Here is a 26,433-nt window from a genome sequence, read left to right as displayed (position 1 = left end):
TTTTATATTTAATTTTCAGTATTTGTACTTGGGTTTTCTACTTTGCCCATAAATAATATAAGATTATAGTTATTGTCTCGTATGACAAAGAAAAAGGGCCTATCTACTTTAAAAGAAATTGGCTCATTAGAAGAAGGTGCAGGAGAACCTGCTACGAATATCGAGGTAACTGCAGAAGCTTCAGAGCCCTGTTCATCTACATTGATTGCAGCCTTATGTTTTATTGTATTAATATAGAAAGGATTTTTTGATGTTTCACTTATAAGTTTTGTAAAATCTGCTTTACTGCTATCAAATGCTTGGTCCATTCCTAAATTTTTTAGTGTATTGTTTAAAGTCACACCATAATTGATTTTGAACTTAGGAATTTGCTGTAGAACATTTGTATCATTAAAGCTGTTTATCCATTTGTCAAATTTTTCTTCAGTAATATTTTTTGTAAAATCATTTATATCTGTACCTTTGTTAGGCAAAAATATGTCCATTTCCATTCCATCATAGTAGGGCAGAGAAATTGCTTGAAAATTAGTTCCTTTCAGATAATTTATTTGGGAGGTATCTTCCATAGTGTCTGTACTTATCACTTTCCCACTGGATAGAGTGAAATTTTCCTTTTTAGTTTTGTCTGGTGAAAATCCATTTTTCCATTTTCCTTTAAAGTATGTGGAATTTATTAAAATGGCTTGGTCTTTTTCACTTATATCGTCTATAATCTGCTTAATTTGTTCCTTGGTGGACTTCTTTACCCATTCATTTATCTTTTTCAAGGTGTTAGGATCACTAAAATCTTCTGAATGTATTTCTGAATTATAATATTTTTGGGCAGTATTTTTAAAAGTACTATTTAAGTTTATATCATTATTTGTCCATATTGAATTTGCAACTTTTAAGTCTGTTGATGTTAAATTGTTATAGTATTGTGACAAACTATAATATTCTTCATTTATAGTGTTATCATCTATAGATGCAAGCCCTAAACAATTCAATATTTCCTGTTTTGTTTTATTTTCAGCACCATTTTGAGTCATAGCTAATATGTTGGATATGCTCAAAGGAGAAATAATCATATTTTGACTTTTATCTGTATCTTCAGATAGTAAATTTTTTGCTAGGTTGAATCCAAAAGAATTATTTGTTCCAATTATAGGACTATTTTCATCTATGGATACAGTACCTATATTGTCAGTTGAAAATTCCATTTGTACTGGATTTTTAAGATATTTACTTTTATCTTGAAATTTTAAATCTTTGGAAATGTTTAAATAATAAGTTTGTCCTTTAGTATATCCACCTTCGGGTGCTTGTACATATACATAGCTGTTTTTATTGTCTAAAAAAAGGTTTGTTGGAATTAAGCAGCCCTTTGAGTCTGTTACAGTAATTATTCCCGGGAGCAGGAGAGAATTTTCATCTACTGGTGATTTAAATTTTATAGTCCAGCATTTAAGCGTACTTATATCTGTATGCTTTTCCCATTGAATTACCTGTGATTTTTTAGGGGAATAGGAGGAATCAGCTGCTGCAGTTGATGTGAAAGTAGAAAATACCATTATAGATGATGCCACGAGGGACAATGAAATTATTTTTTTAATAATCAACATATCACCTTCCATATATAATATCATTTATATTACAATAGTAACATGTATTGTATTATGATACAAATTTATCATCTTATTATAATTTGGAGGGATGTTGATGAATCCGGTTAATGTAATAAATAGTAAAAGTCCGTGTAATATAGTTACAAGCATTCCACATGGATCTAGTAAAATAACTTTGGAAATGAAACAAAGCATGAAAAAAGGAGTGCTACTTCCAAACAATGACTGGTTTTTAAATGACCTTTATGATTTTTTACAAGAGTTAAATATAACTGTAGTGTCGGCTAATTACAGCAGATATGTTATAGATGTAAATAGAAATATTGAAAATAAATTTATACAGGGGAAATATACAAAGTCCTTAGTATATTATAACACTACCTTTGACAGAAAAATTTATGACAAGCCATTGGAAATGGAGATAATAGAGGAGCGAATAAAGAATATCTATAATCCCTATCACTCTTCTTTGAAAAGAGAACTAGAAAAAGTTTTGAAACTAAAGAATAAAGTCTACTTGTTAGATTTACATAGTTTCTTTGAACAGTCAAAAGCAGATATAATACTTGGAACCCGTGAAGGAAAAACTTGTTCCAAAGAATTTTTAGAACTGGTGTATGATGCATTTACTTCTCAGGGGTTTAATGTAAAAGTTGATGAAAAGGGACTTAGAGGAGGATACATCGTATCTCATTATAGTTCTACGAAAAATGTAGAAGCTATACAAATTGAAATAAGATATACAGCCTATATAGAAAATAGATATTTTGCTGAAGAAGAAGTTAAAAATGTAAATAGCAACTTATTCTATAGCGCTAAAAGACGTCTATATAATGTCTTATGTTGTATAAGAAATAAGTTACAAAATTAAGTATTATGTATAAGTTTAGTAAAAAGTAGGAAAACGAGGGAATAAATATAGCGAATTTATTGATTAAGTTCTACCGGTTAACTATAATAAAAATAACGGTTAATATAATTTTTAAAGATAATGTAAGGAGAGTAGATTTTTATGATTTCTATAAATGAATTAGATTGTGTAAAACGTATGTGTGAATCCCAGGCAGATATGATATCAGGAGGAGTATTATATGCTATTATTGAAAAAAATAGAATTGTTTGGAGAAAAGCATCTAAGGCATTTGATATTAAAGTGATGGATATTGGATTTGATGTAAGTAAACAGAACATATCATTAGAAGCATTTCAAGAAAAAAAAGATGTTATAAAGAATGTTTCAGATCCTAGATACGGAAGATTTAAAATATTTGAGGAACTTATAAAAGATGAAAATGGACAAATTGTTGGGATGTTTTGTTCCCTGTTTCCAAAGATACACCCTGTAACAAAGGCGTTTAAAGATTTTGCACCAATATTAGTTGAAATGTTTCCAGAAGGAGCTTTTTTCATTTTATCTGACTTAGAAAAAATAGTTGATATACAGCGATCTGAAAAATTTGATATACCTGCTATTAAGCCGGGAGTCCCATTTGTAGATAATCCTGCATCTGTAGTACATAAGGCAATTCAAACTAAAAAATTTGCATCAGAGAATGTAGATAGTTTAGGAAATTCAGGAACACCTGTTAGGATGGCAACTTATCCATTATGTGATGAGGATACAGGTGATGTTGTGGGTACTTTTGGAATGATTATACCTAGAGGAGCTACAGTGAATTTGAAAAATATGTCTAATGATCTTACGGAAAATATTACAGGAGTATCCTCTACCATTGAGGAATTAGCTGCTTCAGCATCTGAAATACATACAAACGAGCAAAATCTGGATAATGAAATAAAACAAATAATATCTTTGTCAGAAGAGATAAATGAAGTATCTTCTTTAATAAAAGGTATTTCAGATGAGACTAAGATGCTTGGATTAAATGCCTCAATTGAAGCAGCTAGGGCAGGAGATGCTGGAAAGGGTTTTGGGGTAGTTGCACAAGAAATTAGAAAATTATCAGAACAGTCAAGAAGTACAGTGCCTAAAATTGCAAAGTTAACAGATAATATTAGGGAAAAGGTTGAATCTTCTAGCAAGATGAGTCAGAATTCATTGACTTCAAGTCAAGAGCAGGCAGCGGCTACACAGGAAATCACAGCTAGTATAGAAGAAATCACATCTATGTCAGAAAATTTAAATCAAATTGTAAATAGTTTGTAAATTATGATAATTTACTAAAAGTATGGATTATGATCCATACTTTTTTTAATGTAATTGTAAAGGTGGAATTTAGTAATGCTTTTATTGTATGTTGTTAAAATATAAAAAATAGTATATACTGGTGTATATACATGAAATTGTAGTATAAAAATATTGGTATGGTATAAAAATATTAATATATTATCAAACAAAAATATTATTTTAGAGGTGTAATATGGACAAAACATTTTTAATAAATGAAATAAATAGGTTGAAAAAAGAAAAAAATGCTTGCATATTAGCGCATAACTATCAGCTGCCAGAAGTTCAAGATATAGCAGATATTGTAGGGGATTCTTTTGCACTAAGTAGAGCTGCTGCTAAAATGGATAATGAAGTTATAGTATTTTGTGGGGTTAAATTTATGGCAGAAAGTGCAAAAATACTATCACCAAATAAAAGAGTTTTACTTCCTTCAAAATATGCAGGATGTCCTTTAGCAGAGTGTATAGATGAAGAACAACTTATGGAGGAAAAAGAAAAGCATCCAGAAGCAGCTGTGGTGTGTTATATAAACTCTTCTACTGAGGTTAAGGCTATAAGTGATATATGTTGTACTTCTTCTAATGCAGTTAAAGTTATAGAAAGTATGGATAAGGATGAAATATTATTTGTACCAGATGAAAATCTTGCCAGTTATGTAGCTGAAAAAGTTACAGGTAAAAAAATCATACCTTGGTCAGGTGGTCACTGCATAACTCATGCCAGAATAACTATAGAAGATGTTAAAAAAATAAAAGGAGAGCATCCTGGAGCTGAAATGTTAGTGCATCCTGAAGTTTCAAAAGAAATAAGGGATAATGCTGAATTTGTTGGAAGTACGTCACAGATAATTGACTATGCAAAGAAATCACCAAATAGGGAATTCATTATAGGTACTGAAATAGGGGTACTTCATAAAATGAAAAATGATAATCCTGAAAAAAATTTCTATTTATTAAGTCCAAGACTTGTATGTCAAAATATGAAAATGACTACACTAAAAGATGTCCACAATTCTCTTTTAAATATGGAACATGAAATATTTATTCCTGAATCAATGAGAATAAAGGCATTGGGTTCCCTTGAGAAAATGTTACGTATTGAATAAATTCTATATAGGCTGGTGATGTAAAGTGGAAAGAAGATATTTAGCAAACTATAACGTGAATTCCTGTGAAAGCAAGAGCTTTGATGTAGTTATAATTGGAGCAGGAATAGCAGGACTCTATACTGCTTTAATGCTTTCTAAAAATTTAAGAGTAGCGGTTTTAAGCAAAAAGGATGTATATGATTGTGATTCATACCTGGCTCAAGGAGGAATTGCAGCAAGTATACAAAACGATGACAGACAGCTTCATGTAAAGGATACTATAAATGCAGGATGCTATGTTAATGATTTGGAAGCTGTAAATGTGCTTGTAAATGAATCTGAGAAAGCTATAAATTATTTGGTTCGTCTTGGAGTTAAATTTGATAAAAACTCCCAAGGTAATTTTTATAGGTCTTTTGAGGGAAATCATTCCATTGCAAGGATACTTCATGTAAATGGAGATTCTACAGGAAAAGCTATAATGGAGGTTCTTGTAAACCAGGCTAAAAATGCTTCTAATATAGAAATAATACCTAATATCTTCGCCTTGGATATTGTTGATAACAAAAACAAATACTGTGGTATAATGGCATTTTACAAAAATAAAGTTGTTTATTTAAAGTCAAAATGTTGTATAATAGCCTCTGGTGGAATTGGACAGTTATTTTCTAAAACTACGAATGTAGATGTGCTTACAGGAGATGGAATTGCCATGGCAATAAGGGCAAAGGTAACCTTAGAAGATATGGAATACATTCAGTTTCATCCTACAGCTTTATACTCTAAAAATAATGAGGAAAAGATGTTTCTAATATCTGAAGCTGTAAGGGGAGAAGGTGCCGTACTTAAAAATAAATGTGGGAGCAGGTTTATGAAAGAGTATGATTCAAGGATGGAACTTGCTCCTAGGGATATTGTAGCTAGGGCAATTAGTGATCAAATGAAAAAAACTGATTCTAATTATGTTTACTTGGATGCTACTATGTACGAAAAAAATTTTTTAAAAAATAGATTCAATAAGATTTATAGTGAATGCGAAGAAAATGGTATAGAAATATATAAGGATTACATACCTGTAACTCCAGCTGAACATTATTTTATGGGTGGTATTAAGGTGGATCTGTTTGGAAGAGCTAGTATGGAAAACCTTTATGCAGTTGGAGAATGTGCTTGCACTGGGGTTCATGGAGCAAATAGGCTTGCTAGTAATTCTTTAATGGAAGCTCTGGTTTTTGGAAAAAGGGTTGCAGAGGACATCTTAAATAAAATAAAAGTTATAGATGAAGATAATTTTGAAGATAGTGTATTTATTCCTCAATGTAAAGAGAGTTACATGGACTTTTCAAAACTTAAACAGAATCTGAAGATATTAATGGAAAATAATTTGGGAATAGTTAGAAGAATTGATAACATTAAAAGTGCACTAGAGGTTGTAGATGAAGTTCTGTTTAAATTTCAATATATAAATTTTAAAAGTATCGAGCAAGTAGAAGTTTATAATATGTATGAAGTTGCTAGAAGTATAATTATGGCTACTTTGGAAAGTAAGACTTCCATAGGAAGTAATTATATTGAGGATTATTCTAAAGATAACGTAGTTTTGAGGTGATTGAATTTGAATTACTTAATAGTTGATAAATTAATAAAAAATGCTCTTATAGAAGATATAAATTATGGTGATGTTACTACAGATAATTTGCTTTTGGGAAGTGAGGTTTCAAAAGGAAGATTTATTGCAAAGGAGCCAGGTGTTATTGCTGGAATTGATGTGGCTAAAAGAGTATTTGAAATTGTGGACAGCAGTATAATATTCAACGTCAAGATAAAAGACAGTTCCAAAGTGGAGAAAGGCGATGTTATTGTAGAATTAGAAGGAAATTCTAAATCTATATTAAAGGGAGAAAGGGTTGCCCTTAATATACTTCAAAGAATGTGTGGAATTGCAACTAAAACTAATAGGATGGTTGATTTAGTAAAGGATTATGATGTGAAAATAGTAGATACAAGAAAAACTCTTCCTGGATTTAGAATTTTGGATAAGTATTCTGTTACAGCAGGAGGAGGATACAATCATAGGCTGAACTTGTCTGATTTTGTAATGATTAAGGATAATCACATAAGGGCAGTAGGTTCTATAACGGAAGCTGTTAAAAGAATAAAAAATAAAATTCCATTTACAGCTAAAGTAGAGGTAGAAGTAGAAAATCTGGATCAATTGAAAGAAGCAGTTAATACTGAAGTTGATGTAATTATGTTGGATAATATGGATGTAGATACTATGAGAAAGGCTGTGAAATTTGTAAATAAAAAGTTTATTTTAGAAGCTTCGGGAAATGTCACCGAAAATACTATAGGGGATATTGCTTCTACAGGTGTTGATATAATATCTATAGGTTCTCTTACACATTCTGTAAAAGCGCTGGATATAAGTTTAAGGTTTATATAAAGTTCCTAATTTTAAAGTCATGAATAGTATATTAAGAGGAACAAATGAGGTGATGACATTGGCTATAGAAAACTTGAAAGAGTTAAAAAGTCAATTGGAACTGGATGCAACTAGATTAAGAGAAAGTATATGTATAAAAGACAGTCTTTGTATTAAAGATAAAATATGGGATACTGATGAAATGTTTCAAGATATAAAACAGAGGGTTATACTTGAGTATATTGAGAAACTGCTAAAAAAAATTGATGCAAAATAAATTTAAAGTGGGGGCTGTCACACTAAGCTGGAATACTACAGTATGTTGTTCCAACATACTGTATGTAAATTACTTAGTGCAACAACCCCATAAATACTATAATGATAAAAATTTATAGATATAAAGTAAAAAAGTGAAATAAAAATTAAAAATAATACTTGATTATATTTAAATTACGTAGTATTATATATTTAAATTAAATCTTAGTAAATAACTATGAATTGCGATGATAAGAAGAGTAGATTATAATTTGACTATTACAGAGAGGATTTCCCTTGGATGAAAGGAGATCTTAGTTGATGATAATTGAAGTGCATCTTGGAGCTCTGAATTGAAGTTTAGTAGACTTCAGCGTATATGCCCGTTAAAGCATTGAGGTATGATTGTACCAAAAATTAAGTTGTCCTATATGTGTATTTTTTATAGGATAAACAGAGTGGAACCGCGGAAGTAAACCTTCTGCCTCTGAATTGAGGCAGAAGGTTTTTTGTTTTTGAGAATCCGGAACTCAAAAATATAATATTTGGAAATAATTGAAAATTTTTTATATTGAAATTATTTATAAGGAGGACAATAATCATGAATTCTGTAGGATATTTTGATTCAATTGCAGATAAATGGGATGTAATAAGAGAAGATTATTTTGAGGATAAATTAAAATATATAGCACTTTCACAATTTAATATAAAGAATAAAATTTGTGCAGACCTGGGCTGTGGAACAGGATTTATATCACTTGCACTTGCACAGGATGCAAAACTTGTATTTTCTCTGGACAATTCCAGAAACATGTTAAAGCAGCTTCATAGTGAAGCTTTAGATAAATCAATTAAGAATATATATCCAATAAAAGGTTCTATGTCGGATTTACCGCTCTTTGATGAATCTATTGATGCTGTATTTGTAAATATGGCTCTCCATCATGTAGTAGATGCAGAAAAGGCAATTAATGAAATTTATAGAGTGCTTAAAAAAGATGGAACTTTTGTCATATGTGATGTAGAAGAACATGATGGAGAATGGGCAAGAATTGAAATGCATGATGAGTGGCTTGGATTTTCTCATAAAATGATAAGCGACTGGGTAAAAAATGCAGGATTTAAGGATATACAGGTTGAAAGTACAGGACTTAAATGTACAGGATATTCCAGCAAAGGTGAATGTACTGAACCGGGAATATTTATGGCTAAAGGAATAAAGAAAGGAGAATAAACAGATGAATATAGAATCATTATTAATACACGGTGGGGTTGATGGGGATAAAACTACAGGAGCAGTTAGTGTTCCAATATATCAGACGTCAACCTATAAGCAAAGTGGACTTGGAGAAAACAAAGGATATGAATATTCAAGAACGGGAAATCCAACTAGAGAGGCACTTGAAAAACTTATAGCAGAACTTGAAGAAGGTAAAAATGGACTTGCATTTGCCTCAGGAATGGCAGCTATAACTGCCGTGCTGACACTTTTTAAAAGTGGAGATAAAATAATAATATCAGACAACGTATATGGTGGAACTTACAGGGTACTTGATAAAGTATTTAAAAATTTTGATTTAAACTACGAATTGATTGATACAAGTGACCTAGAAAAAGTTGAAAGTAGTATTACAAAAGAAGTAAAGGCAATATATATTGAATCTCCAACTAATCCACTTATGGATATAACAGATATAAAAAAGATATCTGAAATTGCAAAGAAAAATAATCTTTTGACTATTGTAGACAACACTTTTATGACACCTTATCTTCAAAAACCAATAGAACTGGGAGCAGATATAGTACTTCATAGTGCAACCAAGTATTTAGGGGGCCACAGCGACTTAGTTGCAGGACTTGTTGTTGTAAATGATGAAAAGTTGGCTGAAAGATTGTATTTTATACAAAATTCAACAGGTGGAGTATTAGGACCTTTTGACAGCTGGCTCTTGATAAGGGGAATAAAAACATTGTCAGTTAGAATGGATAGACACCTTGAAAATGCAAGCTATGTAGCTCAATTCTTAAATGAGAGTCCTTTTGTAGAAAAAGTTTATTATCCGGGACTTGAGAGCCATAAAGGCCATGAAATTCAGAAAAAACAGGCTAGAGGTTATGGAGCTATAATTTCTTTTGTACTGAAAAAGGATATAGATATAAAGAAGTTTTTCAAGAATTTAAAACTTATAACTTTTGGAGAAAGTCTTGGTGGAGTGGAATCTTTAATGTGCCATCCTGCTACTATGACCCATGCAGCTATACCTTATGAAATAAGACAAAAAGTTGGAATTGTAGACAATTTGGCAAGACTTTCTGTTGGAATAGAAAATAAAGAAGATTTGGTAAAAGATTTAAAAAAGGCAATTGAGCTTTCAAAATAGAGTTTGATAAATAATTTGATTGGAGGATTTTTAAATGGAAGTTTTTGATGATATAAAGGAAATGATAGGAAAGACTCCTATATTAAAGATAAATGAATTTGATTTAAAAGATGGTGTGAATATATATGCTAAACTTGAGAATTTCAATCCAGGAGGAAGTGTAAAAGACAGAATTGGGGATTATATGATAAAGCAGGCAGAGAAAAGAGGAAAGTTAAAAAAAGGATATACTATAGTAGAAGCTACAGCAGGAAATACTGGACTTGGAATTGCACTTGGAGCACTCAATAGGGGATATAGAGTAGTATTTGCGGTTCCAGAGAAATTTTCCATAGAAAAGCAAGTGCTTATGAGGGCACTTGGTGCAGAAATAGTGCATACTCCTGAAAAAGACGGTATGCGAGGAGCTATAGAAAAGTCAAAAGAACTTTTAAGCAAAATTCCCAATTCTATATCACTTGGTCAATTTGAAAATGAAGACAATCCACAGACTCATTACCTTACAACAGGTCCTGAAATATATGAGCAGTTAAACGGTAAGATAGATTACTTTGTAGCTGGAGCTGGAAGTGGGGGAACTTTTACAGGAATAGCAAGATATTTGAAAGAAAAAGATAGTAATGTAAAAGCTGTATTAGCTGATCCGGAAGGATCTACTCTTGGCGGCGGCACTGAAGAACATGGTTATGCCATTGAAGGTATAGGAAATGACTTCCTGCCAGATACTATGGATTTAAAATTAGTGGATAAAGTCATAAAGGTAAATGATGAGGAGGCATTTTCACTAGTTAAAGAACTGGCTAAACGTGAGGGATTGATAGTAGGTTCATCTTCTGGAGCAGCAATTGCAGCTGCGTTAAAACTGGCTAAAACTATAGATAAAGGTAATATAGTTACAGTATTTCCGGATAGAGGAGACAGGTATTTTAGCAAAAACTTATATGAATAAATAAAAGTTCCATTTAAAATATTAAAAAAGTAGACAATGAGTATTTGAACTGATCCCTGTCAAGTAGACAGGGAGCATATCAATTTGTATCCATTGTCTGTTTTTTTATAACCTTAATATTAGGATAAAGTTTTTCTTTTATTATCACCTTCAGTATATTCAAAGTTACATTCTTTAAGAGGTACTATCTTTGTCTTCTTAATGATCTTGTATCCAAGATACAAAGATATAAATATAGGAATACACAAATAATTTGTTACAAAATCAAACCAGCTAAATGTTTTAGCTTGAAATACCCATATGTTAGAACCAAATATAACAATTATACAAAGTATAATAGATATAATAGGGGCAAATGGATATAACTTAGCCCTATATTTTAAATCTTTCAAATTTTTGCCTTGTGCAGTGTATGCTTTCCTAAATCTATAGTGGCAGATAGCTATACCTAACCATGCAAAGAAGGCTGTGATACCAGAAGCATTATATAGTATGTAATATATTTTCCCATCTCCAATCAAAGAGGCGAAAAAAGCAAAACAAGCAATAACAGTTGTGGCGTATAAAGCAGTTGTAGGAACACCATGTTTGTTTACTTTTGATAAAAATTTAGGTGCTTTTCCTTCTTTGGATAGGGAATAAAGCATACGTGAAGCTACATAAAGGCCTGAATTACCGCAGGATAGAACTGATGTCAAAATTACTGCATTCATAATACTTGCTGCAATTGCAAGACCAGATCTTTTAAATACCATGGTAAAAGGACTGAATGAAATATTATCTGCACCACTTTTTAATAAGTTTGGATCAGTAAAAGGAACTAAAAAACCAATTACTATAATTGCCCCCATATAAAATAGTAAAATACGCCAGAAAACATTTTTTATAGCTTTAGGAACATTTTCTTCAGGATTTTCCGATTCACCTGCGGCAAGGCCAACTATTTCTGTTCCAGAGAAAGAAAATCCTGCAACTAAAAATACATTAATAATAGCAGATATTCCGCCAACAAAAGGCCCTTTCTTTCCAGAAGCATCTGATAGTACCCAATTACTTAATCCAGGTGATTTTCCACCTAAAATGCCAAATATCATGAGAACACCTACTATAAGGAATACTATAATTGTGACAACTTTAATACTTGCAAACCAATATTCACTTTCACCGTAAATTCTTGCTGAAAGAATATTTAAGATAAAAATTATTACTAAAAATAACATACTCCATAAAGTAGTATTGGTATTCGGAAGCCAGAATTTAACAATCATTGAGCCTGCAACCAATTCAGCTGCAACGCATATTGCCCAGCAAAACCAGTAATTCCATCCAAGGGTAAAACCTAGTGCAGGATCAATGAATCTTGTAGCATAAGTTTCAAAGGATCCTGATATAGGCAGCAGTGTTGCCATCTCACCAAGAGATGTCATTAAAAAATAAACTAAAATTCCCATAATTACATAAGCTAAAACAGCTCCACCAGGTCCAGCTGTGCTAACTGCACTTCCGCTGGCGAAAAATAAACCGGTTCCAATTGACCCTCCTATGGCAATCATGTTCATATGTCTGGCTTTTAAAGTCCTTTTAAGTTGACCTTGTTCATTTGCTTTTGAATTTGTGTCCATTTTAAACTTCCTCCTTTTGTCTAACAATAAAACATATAGTTATTTACCTATGGGACACGCATATTCACATGTTCTGCAGTATTTTATAACATTAACAGGTTCTTCTGTAGAAACTTCAGGTATATTCATAGGCTTAATACTAGCTACATCTTCTTCCATTTGTATATTACACAAGGTTCTATCAAAATTTCCTACTCTTCCAGGAAGTTCACTTCTACCTAATTCTGAAGAAAAATATATTTCCTTAGCAAATGCACTTTTTTTACATTTTTCCCAGCACTTAATTTTGCAGCTTTTACATGGATCGTATCCAGAAGGACCAGTTGATTGTAAATCCAAACTTAAACCAAGTGCTCTTAATCTTACATGCGGACCATATTCAGGTGTGACTAGTAAGTTGTTTCTTCCTATGCATCCTAATCCAGCTGTTACAGCTGAATCTTTTAAGAATATTCCACCTTTTTCAACATGATAATTAAAAGAATAGGTTTCTACACATTCCTTTTCTAATATACTTTTAACATTTTTGGTAATACTAATTAATTTTTTGTTGCCTATAGTGTTGTGATCTTCAATCCAATAATCCACAGCAGGGTTGTCTATAGGATGATGATAAGCTAAAATAAGTACACTTTTTATTCCTTGGGGCCATAGAACCTCTGTTAGAAATTTATCTTTTTCTCCGCGCATATAAGTTCCAACACCATTGTATTTAGGCATCTTAGGTACTACAGTAAAGGCAGGGGCTTTTTTTAGATCCTCAACATTTGCAATGCCTGCTAGAGAAGCTCCAGTTTTTAGTGCAAGTTTTATAATTTCTTTTGATGTAAGTTTGTCCATAATTTGTACTAATGTATTTTAATATGTAAAAATACATTATTCACTTCCTCTCTTTAAGTAATGTATTTTAAATTCATGAATTTTTTGCTGAAAAATAAAAAATCCTCTTCCCAAAAAGAAGAGGATAAATAGCGTAGGTTATTACGAGAGTTTATTAAAAAAACATCTCTCCCTCATCTTTCAGAATTATTATGATCTGCTGGAATTAGCACCTTTACATGTTTACGCATAAGCAAAACATGAGGTTGCTGAAACTTCATAGGGCCAGTCCCTAAGTTTCTCTTGATAAGGATTTATTTAATTTTTTGTAAAATTCTTATTAACTAATATGTATTATATATGTTATGTTTTTCAATGTCAATAAAAATCTAATTATGTTACAGGATAATATGATTGAATGCTTATACAAAATATATAAATATTTTATGCATAAATTACAATAATATGCGATTACCATTGAATTTTATAAAATTTTAATGTAATATATTTTATATTACTACATTGATAATAGCACATTTATCGAAAGATAAAGTCGCAAAGCTATGGGTCTAAAGAAAATTATTTTCTATGACTGCCAGGTTACCAAATTATAGTTTTAATAATCAATATTTATCCACTCCATCGCACAACAGTGAAAGTGACTATTAAAGGAGGAGATAAGCACTGCTACGTGTTTGGATAACGATTTCTACTAGAGGATAACGTGTTTTAAGTGCTTGAAAGCACTTAGAATTCTGTTAATAAGCGTCAGATTGAGTCAAAACTCTGATGCCAAGAACTCTGTTTATACTTATATTCTGGTACCTATTTATGTATTAATAGGTACATTTTTAATTTGTAAAAGTTTTCAAGTTTGTATCGGAAAAAGCAAATTTGAAATGAAATTTCAGTTTGCACTTGAAAATATAAAAAGATTAATATATTTAGGGGGACATAAAATGAATACTAAAGAAGAGAGCTTTCAAATAACTTTTAATAAAAAATCACTTAAAGTTGTACTAATAATTTATATGGCATGCTGTGTTCTATCATTTCTATTTTATTCTTCAATAAAATTACTTGGACTAAATGACAACATAAGTGTAATTTCTTTAATTATGCTTGGAATATTTGTTCTAATTTATGGTATTATATTTTATAAATGTTATAAATGTATCATTACTCAAAATGGTTTTAATATAAAAGCATTTAATACAACAAAAATTGTACTTTTAATAATAACTTATTTTCAGTATTTATATTTGAACTTTACAATGCACTTAAATTCCATATGGCTTATAGTTTTCTTTTTCGTTATTCTTGGAGCCTTGCTTTTTGATATAAAAATGATTATAGAGTCAATAGCTTTAAGCCTTTTATGCCAAATCATAGTATTTGTAAATAATCCTTCAATTTTTCAGGATAAACAATTAATTATTGCAGAATCGGCTATGAAAATCATCACTATTTTTATAACTTTGGCATTAATTTTCATAGTTGTATACTTTGCATCTAATCTATTAAAGTCAATTGGTGATAAGGAAATTGAGTTAAAAAAAGAAAAGCAAAAATTGTTAGATTTATTTGGAAATATAGCTCAAATTTCTGGTACTGTTTTATCATCAAGTGAAAACTTAAGTGCAGCTATTGAAGAACAAACAAGTTCACTTTTGGAAGTTTCAGAAACAAGCCAATCTGTATCAAAAAGTTCTGGTGAAATGCTCGATAAATCAAATAAGAATAAAGAAATATTAAATACTTTATTAAATGCTAATGAGGTTGTTGCTAAAAAAACCAAGGATAGTGAAGATAAAATAAATTACTTTATCAATATTACAGATAAAAATCAGAAATCTTTAAATGATACTCTTTCAATTATTATGGATATAAAAAATAGTATAGAGGATACGTTTAAGTCTACAAAAGATTTGAAACAAAAATCAAGACAAGTAGATGAGATATTAAATATTATAGGAGATATATCAGAACAAACTAACCTTCTTGCTTTAAATGCATCAATTGAATCAGCAAGAGCAGGTGAAAATGGTAAAGGGTTTGCAGTAGTAGCAGATGAAATAAGAAAATTAGCTGAAGGAACAAAACAATCACTTAATCAAGCAAGTACAATAGTGGATGAACTAAAAAATAAAATTGATGTAGTTCAAAAACAAATGACGTATAATAGCGAAAAGTCTCAGACCGGTAATAGTATTATTAATGAAACAGTCAGAGGAATAAATGCTATGACTTCCAATTTGAAATTATTTAGTAATAATGTTCTGGATACAAATAATGCTTCTACTACGTTATTTACAAAAACTAAAAATGTAGTTCAATTTAATGAAGAAGTATCGAATATGACAAAAGATACAATATCAAAATATGAAATGATAACAGAAACAATATCTCAAAATGCTGCCACCAGTGAAGAAATAGAAGCTAACATTAATGAACTTAGAAATGTTGCTGAAGATATGAATAAACTTATTAAATAGATTTTGGTTATTTCTAACCTATTTATGAAATTAAAGTATCTCAACAACTAAGTATGCCCCAAGTATTGAAATTAGTAAAATAGTTTTGATGTGAATTAAATTTGCTCTAATGAAATGAGATTGTTGACAAGTAAACCAAAAAAATATATACTAGGTACAATATTCAAAATAATAACATGTTATTAGAAACTATAAAATTTAAAATTAATTGTTTTAATTTCTTATCTAGAGTGGCTAAGGGACTGGCCCTATGACGCCCGGCAACCTGAACGTTTATGTTCAACGGTGCTAATTCCAGCAGGTTATACCTGAAAGATGAGAAACATGAAGATAAAATCTTCTTGTAACTTGTCTTACAAGAAGATTTTTTTATTTATCTGATGGCTACCTACTGTAACACTCCCACGCACACAGCGAAAGCGACTATCGCCAAATCAAAGATTTGGGATATCTGCTTTTCTATCAAAGTGGGAGATAACAGTAGCTACGCCCCTAGATAATTCATCTAAACTTAGTGGGAGAAACAAAACTCTAAAGAGAAAGCGACTATCATCAAATATTATCAAATCAAAGATTTGAGATATCTGCTTTTCCCACTAAGTAAGATTCATTGATGAAATTATAGAAATCTCATCTAAAAACAGCAAAAAAGCTTAGACACTAATTATATGTTATCTTTGCGGTTTATGATGTAAAGGTGACCGATTGTTAAGGAGGTACAAAGATTTGGAAGAAGATCGTTTAAAGAAAAATTTAAAGAACAGGCATATTCAGATGATTGCTATTGGAGGAGCTATTGGAGTAGGATTATTTTATGGATCGGCAGATGCCATAAAGATAGGTGGACCATCAATTATTTTAGCATATTTACTGGGAGGTTTTTTTGTTTTCCTAATTATGAGAGCTCTTGGTGAACTTGCAGTTGACAACCCTAATTCAGGTTCATTCAGTGCCTATGCAACACAATATCTTGGCCGCTTTGCAGGATTTTTTTCTGGCTGGACTTATTGGTTTCAGTGTATATTAACTGTTATGGCAGAACTTACGGCAGTGGGAGTATATGTTCAATTTTGGCTTCCTGCTTTTCCTAAGTGGATTACTGCTTTAATATTTTTATCTATACTTATAATAATCAATTTAATTGGAGTTAAAACTTATGGAGAATTTGAATTTTGGTTTGCACTTGTTAAAGTTGTAGCTATCATATGTATGATTATATTTGGACTATTGATTATTTTCTTTGGATTTTTTAATGGAGGACATGCTGCTGGCTTATCTAACCTTTGGACAAATGGAGGTTTTTTTGCAAATGGATTTAGCGGATTTTTGATGGCATTTACATTTGTTACTTTTGCATTTGGTGGTGTGGAACTTATAGGAATAACTGCAGGAGAAGCGGAAAATCCTAAAAAATCAATACCTAAAGCAATCAACAATGTATTTTGGCGTATACTCATCTTTTATGTAGGATCTATTTTTGTCATGTTAGCACTTTATCCGTGGAATAAGATAGGGGTAAATGGAAGTCCTTTTGTATTGGTGTTTTCTAAGGTAGGAATTCCGGAGGCAGCAGCAGTTATCAATTTTGTAATTTTAACAGCAGCACTTTCAGGAATGAATAGTGCACTATATGTAGATGGAAGAATGCTCTACAGTTTAGCTTTAAATAATAATGCACCGAAAATATTTGCAAAAGTTAGCAAGTCCGGTGTACCTTATGTGGGAATACTATTTAGCAGTGCAGTGGCGGCAATTGCAGTAATTTTAAATTATTTTGTACCGGGTAAAGTTTTCACTTATATTTCATCAGTGACAACTATAGCTATATTGACTGCTTGGGGAACTATTCTGATTACCCAGTTGAAGTTCAGAAAAGAAAAACTTCAATCTGGAGGTAAAATAGATTTTAAGATGCCATTTTATCCGGTGTCATCATATATTACTATTATATATTTAGTATTAATTGTTATCTCTTTGGGATTTTTGTCAGGTACACGGGTGGCACTTTATGTAGCGCCTATATGGGTATTGTGCCTTGTAGTTATGTATAAATTGCTTATAAGAGAAGAAAGAAAATCAAATTAATATTAATTTACGTTAACCAGAAAACTGGAGACTAATGTTGCCTTTTAAGTTTAAAGAGCAATATTAGTTTTTTTTTATAATTTATAACATTTACAAGTCAGGAGGGAGTGTAATGAAAAAAGATATCTCTATTAAAGTATATGGGATGACATGCACATTATGTTCCATGTCTATTGAATATAATCTTGAAAGGTTGAATGGAGTAAATAAAGTGTCAGTAAGCTATGCAGCTGAAAAAGCACTTTTGGAATATGATTCGGATAAAGTTCAATTAGAGGATATTAAAAAGACCATAGAATCTTTAGGATTTTTCCCGGAGGAAAATGAAGATAAAAGTGAAAAAGGCAATTTGGATGGATATGAAATTGCAAAGAATAAATTGAGAAATCTTTTAATAATATCTGCTGCTTTGAGTTTGCCTTTAATTTTAGCTATGATGCTTGATGGACTAGGGGTAATTGACAATTATATCAATCCACAAAGTGAAACGAGTTTTTCAGATCTTATTCAATATTTAATAAAAAACACCATATTTTTACACAATTGGAGAGTGCAGCTTGCACTGGCTACGCCTGTGCAATTTATAATAGGATTTAGATTTTATAAAAATTCATTTTATGCACTTCGAGCCAAAATTGCCACTATGGATTTATTAGTGGCAATGGGAAGCTCTACTGCCTATTTTTACAGCTTATATGTTTCATTTTTTGATACATCTTCTTATGTATGTGGAATGAAAAATATATATTTTGAATCTTCTTCTGTTATCATAACCCTTGTATTGCTTGGTAAATATTTGGAGGCTGTTGCAAAGAGAAAAACATCAAAATCCCTGCAGTCTTTAATGAAACTTAAAGTAAGAACTGCTAGAGTTTTGAGACATGACGCTGAGGAATATATTCCAATTGAAAAAGTTGTTGTTGGAGATATTATAGATGTAAGACCAGGCGAAAAGATACCTGTGGATGGTATTATAGTGGAAGGTTATTCAACAGTAGATGAGTCTATGCTTACAGGGGAAAGCATACCCACTCAAAAAAAGAAAAATGATTATGTAACCGGAGCGTCCCTAAATAAATATGGAACATTTAAGTTTAGAGTAACTAAAGTTGGCAGTGAAACTGTACTTGCAAATATTATAAAAATGGTTGAAAAAGCACAGCAAAGTAAAGCTCCAATACAGAAAATTACGGATAAAATATGTGGATTTTTTGTTCCAGGTGTATTGTTTGCAGCTTTTAGTACTTATATAATCTGGTATCTTATTATATATAATCAAGGAATAGGTTTAATAGATAAACCTATCATATGTGCAGTATCGGTTTTAGTTGTTTCTTGTCCATGTGCATTGGGACTTGCAACGCCTACAGCAATTATGGTAGGTGTAGGTAAAGGAGCTGAAAATGGAACATTAATTAAAGATGGTGAAAAGTTAGAGGCAGCATGCAAGATAGACACTGTTGTTTTTGACAAAACTGGGACTATAACAACTGGCAAACTTGAGGTGACGGATATTATTTTATTAAATAAAAGGGTATTAAAGGATGAAAATGATGTAATGACGTTTGCAGCTATGGCTGAAAAAAAATCTGAACACCCACTTGGACAATCAATATATGAGGCTGCAAAAGAAAAATTTGAATTTGAAATTAGTGATGCCCAAGAATTTGAGGCTATCCCGGGGAAAGGAGTACATGCAGTTATTCATGGAAATTCGGTATTGATTGGAACAAAAAAACTTATTGAAGAAAATAAAATTGAACTGGCAAATTCCGAAAAAGTGTTGAACTCTTTGCAAAGTGAGGGAAAGACTGCTGTACTCATGTCATTTAACGGTATACTTGATGCTGTGATTGGTCTTTCTGATAAAGTTAAAAATAATTCTAGAAAGGCAGTTAATGAACTGGAAAAGATGGGTATACAGGTTTATATGCTAACTGGAGACAATGAAAAAACTGCATTATTTGCAGCAAATAAGGTTGGAATAAAAAATGTCATAGCTGAAGTATTACCTGAAAATAAGGCAGAGGAAATTAGAAAACTAAAAGAAAATGGTAAAGTTGTAGCCATGGTAGGAGACGGCATAAATGATGCACCTGCTCTTGCAGTGTCAGATGTTGGATTTGCCATTGGAACTGGTACTGATGTAGCTATTGAAACAGGAGATATTGTTCTATTAGGAGATGATTTAAGAGCACTTGTGTGGGCAATAAAGTTGTCTAAGAAAACCATGTTAAAAGTTAAAGAAAATCTATTTTGGGCATTTATTTATAATTTATTTGCAATACCTTTTGCAGCTGCAGGTAACTTAAATCCGGTTTTAGCTGCAACTGCCATGGGATTGAGTTCAATATCTGTAACTTTAAATTCTCTTAGCTTGAAAAGATTTAAAAGCTGACTAGAAAACTAGAGGCTAAATTTTCTTAATTTTTTAAGGAAATTTAGCCTCTTTTTAATTTATTTATTAAAATACAAATTATATTGGGGGAAAGAATCATGAAAAGAAATAAACTATTAACGTTAATAATTTCAGTAAGTCTTGCAGCCACAGCTCTAGGTACTACTTTGGATTCAACAACTGTTAAAGCAGCAGGACAGGTAAACAGGACAAGTGGACAGGACAGGTATGAAACAGCAGCTAAAGTTGCAAAATCCAATTGGAGCACTTCAGACAATGTAGTTCTGGTATCAGGAGAAGGTTATGCAGATGCAGTTAGTGCCTCTGTACTGGCAAAAAAATTAGATGCACCAATACTTTTAACTACTTCAAAAACATTAGATTCCTGTGCAAAATCAGCAATTTCAACATTAAAACCCAAGAATATATACATTGTAGGAGGTAATGCTTCTATTTCAAAAGACATTAGAGATTCTCTTAAAAGCTCATATTCAGTTACTGAACTTGGAGGTGAAGACAGGTATGAAACAAATGCTGCTGTAGCAGGTAAACTTGTGGACTTAGGAGTGGACCCAACTAATGCAATATTAGTTGGGGGACAGGGATTTTCAGATGCACTGACTGCAGCTTCAATTGCAGCTTCAAAAGGAGAGATACTTTTACTTGGAAACAATGATTTAGATAGCATAAAACCAATTGAAAGTTTTGTAAGCAGTCATAAATCAAAAGTTACTGTAATAGGCACTAATTTTGTTATAAATGATGATACCTATAAAGCTGTAAATGGAATCAATAGAGTTGATGGAGGCAAGGACAGGTTTGATACAAATCTTAAAGTATTAGGGACATTTAAAGATGACATAAAAACAAGTAAAGCTTATGTAGCAAATGCCAGCGGTGATGGATATGCAGATGCGTTAGTTGCATCAGTTTTAGCAGGAAAAGATAATGCACCGTTAGTATTGGTGGATAGTGAAAATTCTAAGAGTACTGAAAATGCCATTGATTATTTAAAATCAGAGGGAACTTCTCTATCAGATGTTGAAGTCTTAGGCGGAACTAGTGTTGTTTCAGGAAATATTATTAGTAAAATTAGTGCCATTATTGCTTCAAATAATGGCGGATCACAGTCTAATCAGACTTATACAGGATATATTACAACTGAAGATGATTTTGCAACTTCTCTTGGTGAAGATACTGCTGACATGATATATATGAAGCTTATGGCACAATCTGGCCTGGGAATAACGTTCCAAAAGGATGGAAAATGGGTTTTCTACTATTTTGATGGAAATATTGCTACAAATAATACAAGCGGAGCAGATGGAAAATGGACTTTTGATGGTACAGGATCTCAGTTAAATGCATGGAATTTAGTTAAAGCGCAAGTTGAAGCTGGAAATCCTCAAAGCCCTGTTCCAGTTACTGTAGCAGGAACATTAAAAGGAAATACACAGACGAATCCAGGACCTGATGCTGATAATATAGAGTATCCAGTAATAACAGCGAATTCTATAACAGTAAATAAATAAAAAATAACATAAAAGTTTCAGTGAAATAGAATTTTCACTGAAACTTTTATGAAGGATGATGCAATTCTAAAATATAACAAGGAGGTCTTAATATGGCAAAAAACAGCATAAAGGATATAAATGTAAATCAATATAATGCTGAAAACGCCAAAAAAAATGGAAATAATCTCGTGATGGTGGTAGTAGTTCCTATATCGATTATAATTATGTTTATTATAATACTTACAACAATTTTTAAAATTAACATTTTAGAGTTTTTTAAAAATTTGTTTTTACTTAAATATCTACCTAAGCTTGGAAATAATTCTAGTTATGTGCTGCTGTTTGCATTTGGTGTATTAACTTCTTTTCATTGTATAGGAATGTGCGGTGGTATAGCAATATCTCAATGCGTTAAAAGAAATGAAATTAAATTAAAAAACGGAAAACCTTATATAGCATTTATACCTTCATTTCTTTACAATACCGGGAGAGTTATATCATATACCATTGTTGGCGGCATTGTGGGTGGTTTAGGACGCATAATTAGTTTTTCAGGTATTTTTAGTGGAATTGTTCCTATTATTGGCGGTATATTTATGATTATTATGGCAATAAATTTGCTGGGAGCTTTTCGTATATTGAGAAAATTAAATATAACAGCACCTACTTTTGTTGCAAAAAAAATTTATAAGAAAAATAATTACGGACCTATTATTGTAGGTTTGTTGACTGGATTGATGCCCTGTGGACCACTTCAAATAGTTCAGCTTTATGCACTGGCAACAAAAAGTGTATTATTAGGTGCGGCATCTATGTTCTTTTTTTCAATCGGCACAGTTCCTATAGTTTTTGCGTTTGGTGCAGCAAATACAATTATTAATAGAAAATTTTCAACAGTAATATTAAAAGTTAGTGCTGTATTAGTGCTTACACTTGGAGTAGTCATGATTGGAAGAGGATTATCTTTATATGGTGTATCCCTGGGAATGGATAGTATGGTAAGTAAATCTGGGCAGGGATATTCCGTGCTTCAAGGTAATGTTCAAGCTGTAAAGACAGAAGTGGGATCTGATAGCTTTCCACCTATTGAAGTGGTGAAAGGGGTACACGTTAAATGGAATGTTCATGTTGATAAGAAAAATTTTAATGAATGTAATAAGGCAATTCAGATTCCTAAATACAAAATTAAAAAAAGTTTAGTAGTAGGAGACAATATAATTGAATTTACTCCGAATGAAGATGGACAATTTATTTATACCTGCTGGATGGGAATGATAAAGAGCAAAATAATAGTAGTGGATAACCTGGGAAAATTGAAACAGGATCAAATTAAGGATGCTAAGTAAAATTTAAGGGGATAGTATAATGAAAAAGAAAAAAATAATTATAGCAGTTATAGTGGTGTGTGCAGCTATATTATCAATGGCTGCGTTTGGCATAAGAAATAGATCCTTAGAATCAACTGCAGACGTTCAAAATAATGTTTTAAGTAGTAAAAGTAAGCATAATACTGCACTAGAAAAGTCAAATGATGATAAATCCTGTAAGTATAAAGATGAATCTACAGATAAATGCAAAATGGAAGCTGGCAATAAATCAAAATCTTCAACATCACCAGCAGCACAGACTCAATTACAGTCTAAAACAAATTCATCAAATACGTCAGCTTCCCAAACACAGACTTTTACAGGATATATAACTACAGAGGATGATTTTGCAGCTGGACTCCATGAGGATACTGCAGATATGGTATATATGAAATTAATGGCAGAGGCTGGTCTGGGTATAACATTTCAGCAGGCTGGAAAATGGGTATTTTATTACTTTGATGGTACAATTGCTACAAAAAATACAAGTGGTGCAGATGGAAAATGGGCTTTTGATGGTACAGGTTCCCAATTAAATGCATGGAATATAGTTGGAGGACAAGTTAAGGCCGGAAAGGGTAAAAGTCCTGTGCCTGTTACTGTGAAAGGAGTACTAAAGGGAAATACTGAGGTTAACCCTGGACCTGATACTGACGGAAAAAGCTTTCAGGTAATAACAGTAGAATCCATAAACGGTAATTAGCTTATTTAAGGTAGGGAAAAATATGTCGGAATTAATTCAACAGCAAATTAAAGATTTTTTACCACAAGAATCACTCGTTTTTTTACTATGCTTTTTATGTATAAAATTTATTATTAAAAAGATGAGATTTAAATATTATGCAATAAATATAGAAAACATCAAAAAATCAGCAGCAATTAGCCTGGTATTTGCTATTTTTTGCGGGACTATCTTAAATCCAGTCATAGTGCAAATAATATGCAGGTTTAATATTATTATTGGAAGCATGTCAACAATATTTGTTTATGCAGTTATATTTATTATAGAAGTTTTTCCAGTAATACTTGCAATTAAGTTTAATAGAGAGAATTTATACAGCATTGGGATAACTGGAAAAAACTTTTTAAAGTCTATAAGTATTGCTTTTATAAGTTATTCTATGTATTTTGTGTTTGCCATAATGATAAGACATAAATTTGATTATATAAATATAGACTATTCTTTTCTAAATTTATGGATGTTTATATATTTTATTATTGTTGGATTAACTGAAGAAATTATATTTAGAGGATACGTTCAAACTAGATTGATAAAATGCATTGGTATATCAAGGGGTGTAGTTATTACAGCATTTATTTTTTGCTTTTCACATATACCCCAGAGAATGATATGTGCTAATTTCAATTTTACCAATGCATTAGCTTCATCCATAATATTATTGCCTACTGCTTTATTTCTAGGATATTTGTTTTTTAAAACCAGAAATATAATTACTTCAACTATTTTTCATGCATTATTCAATTTCCTAGTAAATGTTATATAATTTTCAAAAAATAATTATTGACAAGTTAAACTTTATTTGGTACAATCAACACAATAATTAAATACAAATTCTTATCTAGAGTGACTGAGGGACTGGCCCTATGACGTCCGGCAACCTAAATTTATTTGATGGTGCTAATTCCAGCAGATTGTATATCTGAAAGATGAGAAGCAAAAGGTTACTTTCTTGCATCTCATTTTGTAAGGAAGTTTTTATTTTGTACAAATTTCTAACAAAAAGTTGACTAGAAACACTAGAGACTTGGTTCTTATTTTTTAAGAATATAGGTTTTTAGTGTTTTTTTTATACTAGTTTTTATGGCATAAATAATTTCATAATAGAGGTGTAAGGGATAATGAAAAAAAAAATTTTAGTAAGTGCATGTTTATTAGGTCATAAAGTACGTTACGATAATGGAAATGTCACTTGTAATGATCCACGTTTTCTCAAGTGGTCTGAGGAAGGAAGGTTTGTATATATATGTCCAGAAGTGGCAGGAGGGCTTCCTACTCCAAGGCCAGATTCACAGATACGGGGCAAAAGAGTAGTTACAGGAGCTGGAGATGATGTTACTAAAGAGTATGAAAAAGGTGCACAGGCTGCACTTAAGCTTGCAAAAGATAATAATGTGGCTTTGGCAATCATGAAACAGGATAGTCCTTCATGTGGAAGCTTATATGTTTATGATGGTACATTTACAGATACTAAAAAGTTAGGTGAAGGGAGGGCAGTTGCATTACTTCGTCAAAATGGTATAAAGGTATTTGGTGAAGACCAACTAGATGATGTAGAAAAAGAACTTAAAAAAATTAATATATTATAAAAGTATAAAGTTGACTAGAAACACTAGAGACTTGGTTCTTAGTTTTAAGAATATAAGTTTCTGGTGCTTTTTATTTTAAATTAAGGAAGGGATATTATGGAGGCAAAAGGTAAGAAAAATTTGCGTGAAAAATTAATAAGAATTACAAGAAAAAGCTTGGCCATTATTTTGTTTTTGATTTTTTGGCAGGTAGCTCCAATTGTGGGTATAGCTGATCACCAATTCATACCTACTTTTTCGGAAACAATAGGTACAATATGGAGTCTTACAATAAAAAATCAAATGCTTGTTCATGTTAAAGTAAGCATCATAAGAGCTGGAATAGGATTTATTTTAGCTGGAATTGTTTCAGTCCCTCTGGGATTCTTACTTGCAGGTGGCTTCAAAAAGCTTGAAGAATTTTTAGATCCTCTGCTTCAGATTTTGGCACAAGTTAATCCTTTTTCACTATTTCCTGTATTTATTTTGTTGTTTGGAATTGGAGAAGTGGCAAAAATATCAATAATATTTTGGGTGTCTATATGGCCTATATTATTTAGCACTATAACAGGTGTAAAAACTATTGATCCGCTCTTAATTAAGGCAGCCAGAGCTATGGGAACATCTAAAGTAAAATTATTCTGGAAAGTTATTTTGCCAGGTGCAGCACCAAGTATATTTTCAGGACTTAAAATGAGTTCTGGAAATGCATTTTTGATGCTGATTGCAGCAGAAATGATTGGTGCAAGTGCAGGACTTGGATGGTTGGTATTGAATTCAGAAGTTAATTTTCAGATAAATAGACTTTTTGCAGCAGCACTCACTATTGCTGTTTTAGGAATAGCTATAAATAAGGCGATAGGGTTTGTGGAGAAAAAAGTTGTTGTGTGGAAAGAGGATTCTTTCATATCTTAAAAAATATAAATTTAGGGGG

At 31.5% G+C, this 26,433-nt stretch carries 21 protein-coding genes, 4 riboswitches and 1 other annotated feature; of the genes, 18 read left to right on the top strand and 3 right to left on the bottom strand.

Translation table 11 applies throughout. The annotated features are described in order from the left end of the window. Positions 1–8 precede the first annotated feature (8 nt). A complete protein-coding gene (locus tag CLCOS_RS07550; protein WP_063600556.1) occupies positions 9–1,601 on the bottom strand; it encodes a serpin family protein in 1,593 nt (530 codons plus the stop codon). Between the two features lie 97 nt (positions 1,602–1,698). Between CLCOS_RS07550 and CLCOS_RS07545 the strand changes: the two genes are divergently transcribed. The 9 genes from CLCOS_RS07545 to cysK all read left to right on the top strand — a co-directional run bounded on the left by CLCOS_RS07545 (position 1,699) and on the right by cysK (position 10,892). After that, complete coding sequence (locus CLCOS_RS07545; RefSeq protein ID WP_063600555.1) at positions 1,699–2,475, top strand: N-formylglutamate amidohydrolase; 777 nt, start codon at positions 1,699–1,701, stop codon at positions 2,473–2,475. A gap of 141 nt (positions 2,476–2,616) precedes the next feature. After that, positions 2,617–3,771, top strand: a complete 1,155-nt coding sequence (locus CLCOS_RS07540) for a methyl-accepting chemotaxis protein (RefSeq protein ID WP_063600554.1) — start codon at positions 2,617–2,619, stop codon at positions 3,769–3,771. 214 nt (positions 3,772–3,985) lie between these two features. Next, positions 3,986–4,900, top strand: coding sequence for a quinolinate synthase NadA (nadA, locus tag CLCOS_RS07535; RefSeq protein WP_013239091.1), 915 nt, complete (start codon positions 3,986–3,988; stop codon positions 4,898–4,900). Positions 4,901–4,925: 25 nt separating this feature from the next. After that, on the top strand, positions 4,926–6,491 hold the full coding sequence (locus tag CLCOS_RS07530) for an L-aspartate oxidase (protein ID WP_063600553.1): 1,566 nt from the start codon (positions 4,926–4,928) through the stop codon (positions 6,489–6,491). 6 nt (positions 6,492–6,497) lie between these two features. After that, positions 6,498–7,328, top strand: a complete 831-nt coding sequence (gene nadC / locus CLCOS_RS07525) for a carboxylating nicotinate-nucleotide diphosphorylase (RefSeq protein ID WP_013239089.1) — start codon at positions 6,498–6,500, stop codon at positions 7,326–7,328. Positions 7,329–7,347: 19 nt separating this feature from the next. Beyond that, positions 7,348–7,584 carry a hypothetical protein gene (locus CLCOS_RS07520; protein WP_156496367.1) on the top strand — a complete coding sequence of 79 codons (237 nt, stop codon included), beginning with the start codon at positions 7,348–7,350 and terminating at the stop codon, positions 7,582–7,584. A 217-nt stretch (positions 7,585–7,801) separates the two neighbouring features. After that, positions 7,802–8,054: a binding site (T-box leader), on the top strand. A gap of 109 nt (positions 8,055–8,163) precedes the next feature. Continuing rightward, a complete protein-coding gene (locus tag CLCOS_RS07515; protein ID WP_063600551.1) occupies positions 8,164–8,796 on the top strand; it encodes a class I SAM-dependent methyltransferase in 633 nt (210 codons plus the stop codon). A 4-nt stretch (positions 8,797–8,800) separates the two neighbouring features. Continuing rightward, the gene (locus CLCOS_RS07510) at positions 8,801–9,943 is read left to right on the top strand and encodes a bifunctional cystathionine gamma-lyase/homocysteine desulfhydrase (RefSeq protein ID WP_063600550.1); all 1,143 of its coding nucleotides are present in this window, start codon (positions 8,801–8,803) and stop codon (positions 9,941–9,943) included. A 34-nt stretch (positions 9,944–9,977) separates the two neighbouring features. Continuing rightward, on the top strand, positions 9,978–10,892 hold the full coding sequence (gene cysK, locus CLCOS_RS07505) for a cysteine synthase A (protein ID WP_063556424.1): 915 nt from the start codon (positions 9,978–9,980) through the stop codon (positions 10,890–10,892). Positions 10,893–11,011: 119 nt separating this feature from the next. Here the strand turns inward: cysK and CLCOS_RS07500 are convergent, their stop codons facing one another. Both CLCOS_RS07500 and CLCOS_RS07495 read right to left on the bottom strand, forming a co-directional pair. Then, positions 11,012–12,514 carry an amino acid permease gene (locus CLCOS_RS07500; RefSeq protein WP_063600549.1) on the bottom strand — a complete coding sequence of 501 codons (1,503 nt, stop codon included), beginning with the start codon at positions 12,512–12,514 and terminating at the stop codon, positions 11,012–11,014. Positions 12,515–12,553: 39 nt separating this feature from the next. Then, positions 12,554–13,354 (bottom strand): hypothetical protein, encoded by an 801-nt coding sequence (locus tag CLCOS_RS07495; RefSeq protein ID WP_063600548.1) that lies wholly within the window; start codon positions 13,352–13,354, stop codon positions 12,554–12,556. A gap of 170 nt (positions 13,355–13,524) precedes the next feature. Continuing rightward, positions 13,525–13,646: riboswitch (SAM riboswitch) on the bottom strand. Between the two features lie 207 nt (positions 13,647–13,853). After that, positions 13,854–13,941, top strand: a riboswitch (cyclic di-GMP riboswitch). Positions 13,942–14,292: 351 nt separating this feature from the next. Between CLCOS_RS07495 and CLCOS_RS07490 the strand changes: the two genes are divergently transcribed. The 9 genes from CLCOS_RS07490 (at position 14,293) to CLCOS_RS07450 (ending at position 26,414) form a co-directional block, all read left to right on the top strand. Further along, the gene (locus tag CLCOS_RS07490) at positions 14,293–15,828 is read left to right on the top strand and encodes a methyl-accepting chemotaxis protein (protein WP_063600547.1); all 1,536 of its coding nucleotides are present in this window, start codon (positions 14,293–14,295) and stop codon (positions 15,826–15,828) included. A 218-nt stretch (positions 15,829–16,046) separates the two neighbouring features. After that, positions 16,047–16,150, top strand: a riboswitch (SAM riboswitch). 452 nt (positions 16,151–16,602) lie between these two features. Continuing rightward, complete coding sequence (locus tag CLCOS_RS07485) at positions 16,603–17,913, top strand: amino acid permease (protein ID WP_063600632.1); 1,311 nt, start codon at positions 16,603–16,605, stop codon at positions 17,911–17,913. 112 nt (positions 17,914–18,025) lie between these two features. Then, positions 18,026–20,311 (top strand): heavy metal translocating P-type ATPase, encoded by a 2,286-nt coding sequence (locus tag CLCOS_RS07480; protein ID WP_063600546.1) that lies wholly within the window; start codon positions 18,026–18,028, stop codon positions 20,309–20,311. A 98-nt stretch (positions 20,312–20,409) separates the two neighbouring features. Then, the gene (locus CLCOS_RS07475; RefSeq protein ID WP_063600545.1) at positions 20,410–21,843 is read left to right on the top strand and encodes a cell wall-binding repeat-containing protein; all 1,434 of its coding nucleotides are present in this window, start codon (positions 20,410–20,412) and stop codon (positions 21,841–21,843) included. 92 nt (positions 21,844–21,935) lie between these two features. Then, positions 21,936–23,171, top strand: a complete 1,236-nt coding sequence (locus CLCOS_RS07470) for a sulfite exporter TauE/SafE family protein (protein ID WP_063600544.1) — start codon at positions 21,936–21,938, stop codon at positions 23,169–23,171. A 19-nt stretch (positions 23,172–23,190) separates the two neighbouring features. Then, complete coding sequence (locus CLCOS_RS07465) at positions 23,191–23,895, top strand: hypothetical protein (RefSeq protein WP_063600543.1); 705 nt, start codon at positions 23,191–23,193, stop codon at positions 23,893–23,895. A gap of 265 nt (positions 23,896–24,160) precedes the next feature. After that, positions 24,161–24,697 (top strand): CPBP family intramembrane glutamic endopeptidase, encoded by a 537-nt coding sequence (locus tag CLCOS_RS07460; protein WP_192847883.1) that lies wholly within the window; start codon positions 24,161–24,163, stop codon positions 24,695–24,697. A 68-nt stretch (positions 24,698–24,765) separates the two neighbouring features. Beyond that, a riboswitch (SAM riboswitch) is annotated at positions 24,766–24,867 on the top strand. A 185-nt stretch (positions 24,868–25,052) separates the two neighbouring features. Beyond that, positions 25,053–25,520, top strand: a complete 468-nt coding sequence (locus tag CLCOS_RS07455) for a DUF523 domain-containing protein (RefSeq protein ID WP_242866894.1) — start codon at positions 25,053–25,055, stop codon at positions 25,518–25,520. Between the two features lie 96 nt (positions 25,521–25,616). Next, positions 25,617–26,414, top strand: a complete 798-nt coding sequence (locus tag CLCOS_RS07450; RefSeq protein ID WP_063600540.1) for an ABC transporter permease — start codon at positions 25,617–25,619, stop codon at positions 26,412–26,414. Positions 26,415–26,433 lie beyond the last annotated feature (19 nt).

The organism is Clostridium coskatii (assembly GCF_001675205.1).
In the GTDB taxonomy this organism is placed as follows: domain Bacteria; phylum Bacillota; class Clostridia; order Clostridiales; family Clostridiaceae; genus Clostridium_B; species Clostridium_B ljungdahlii.
The sequence above is the reverse complement of the archived record's forward strand: the minus strand, read 5'-3'. Positions and strand labels throughout refer to the sequence as shown.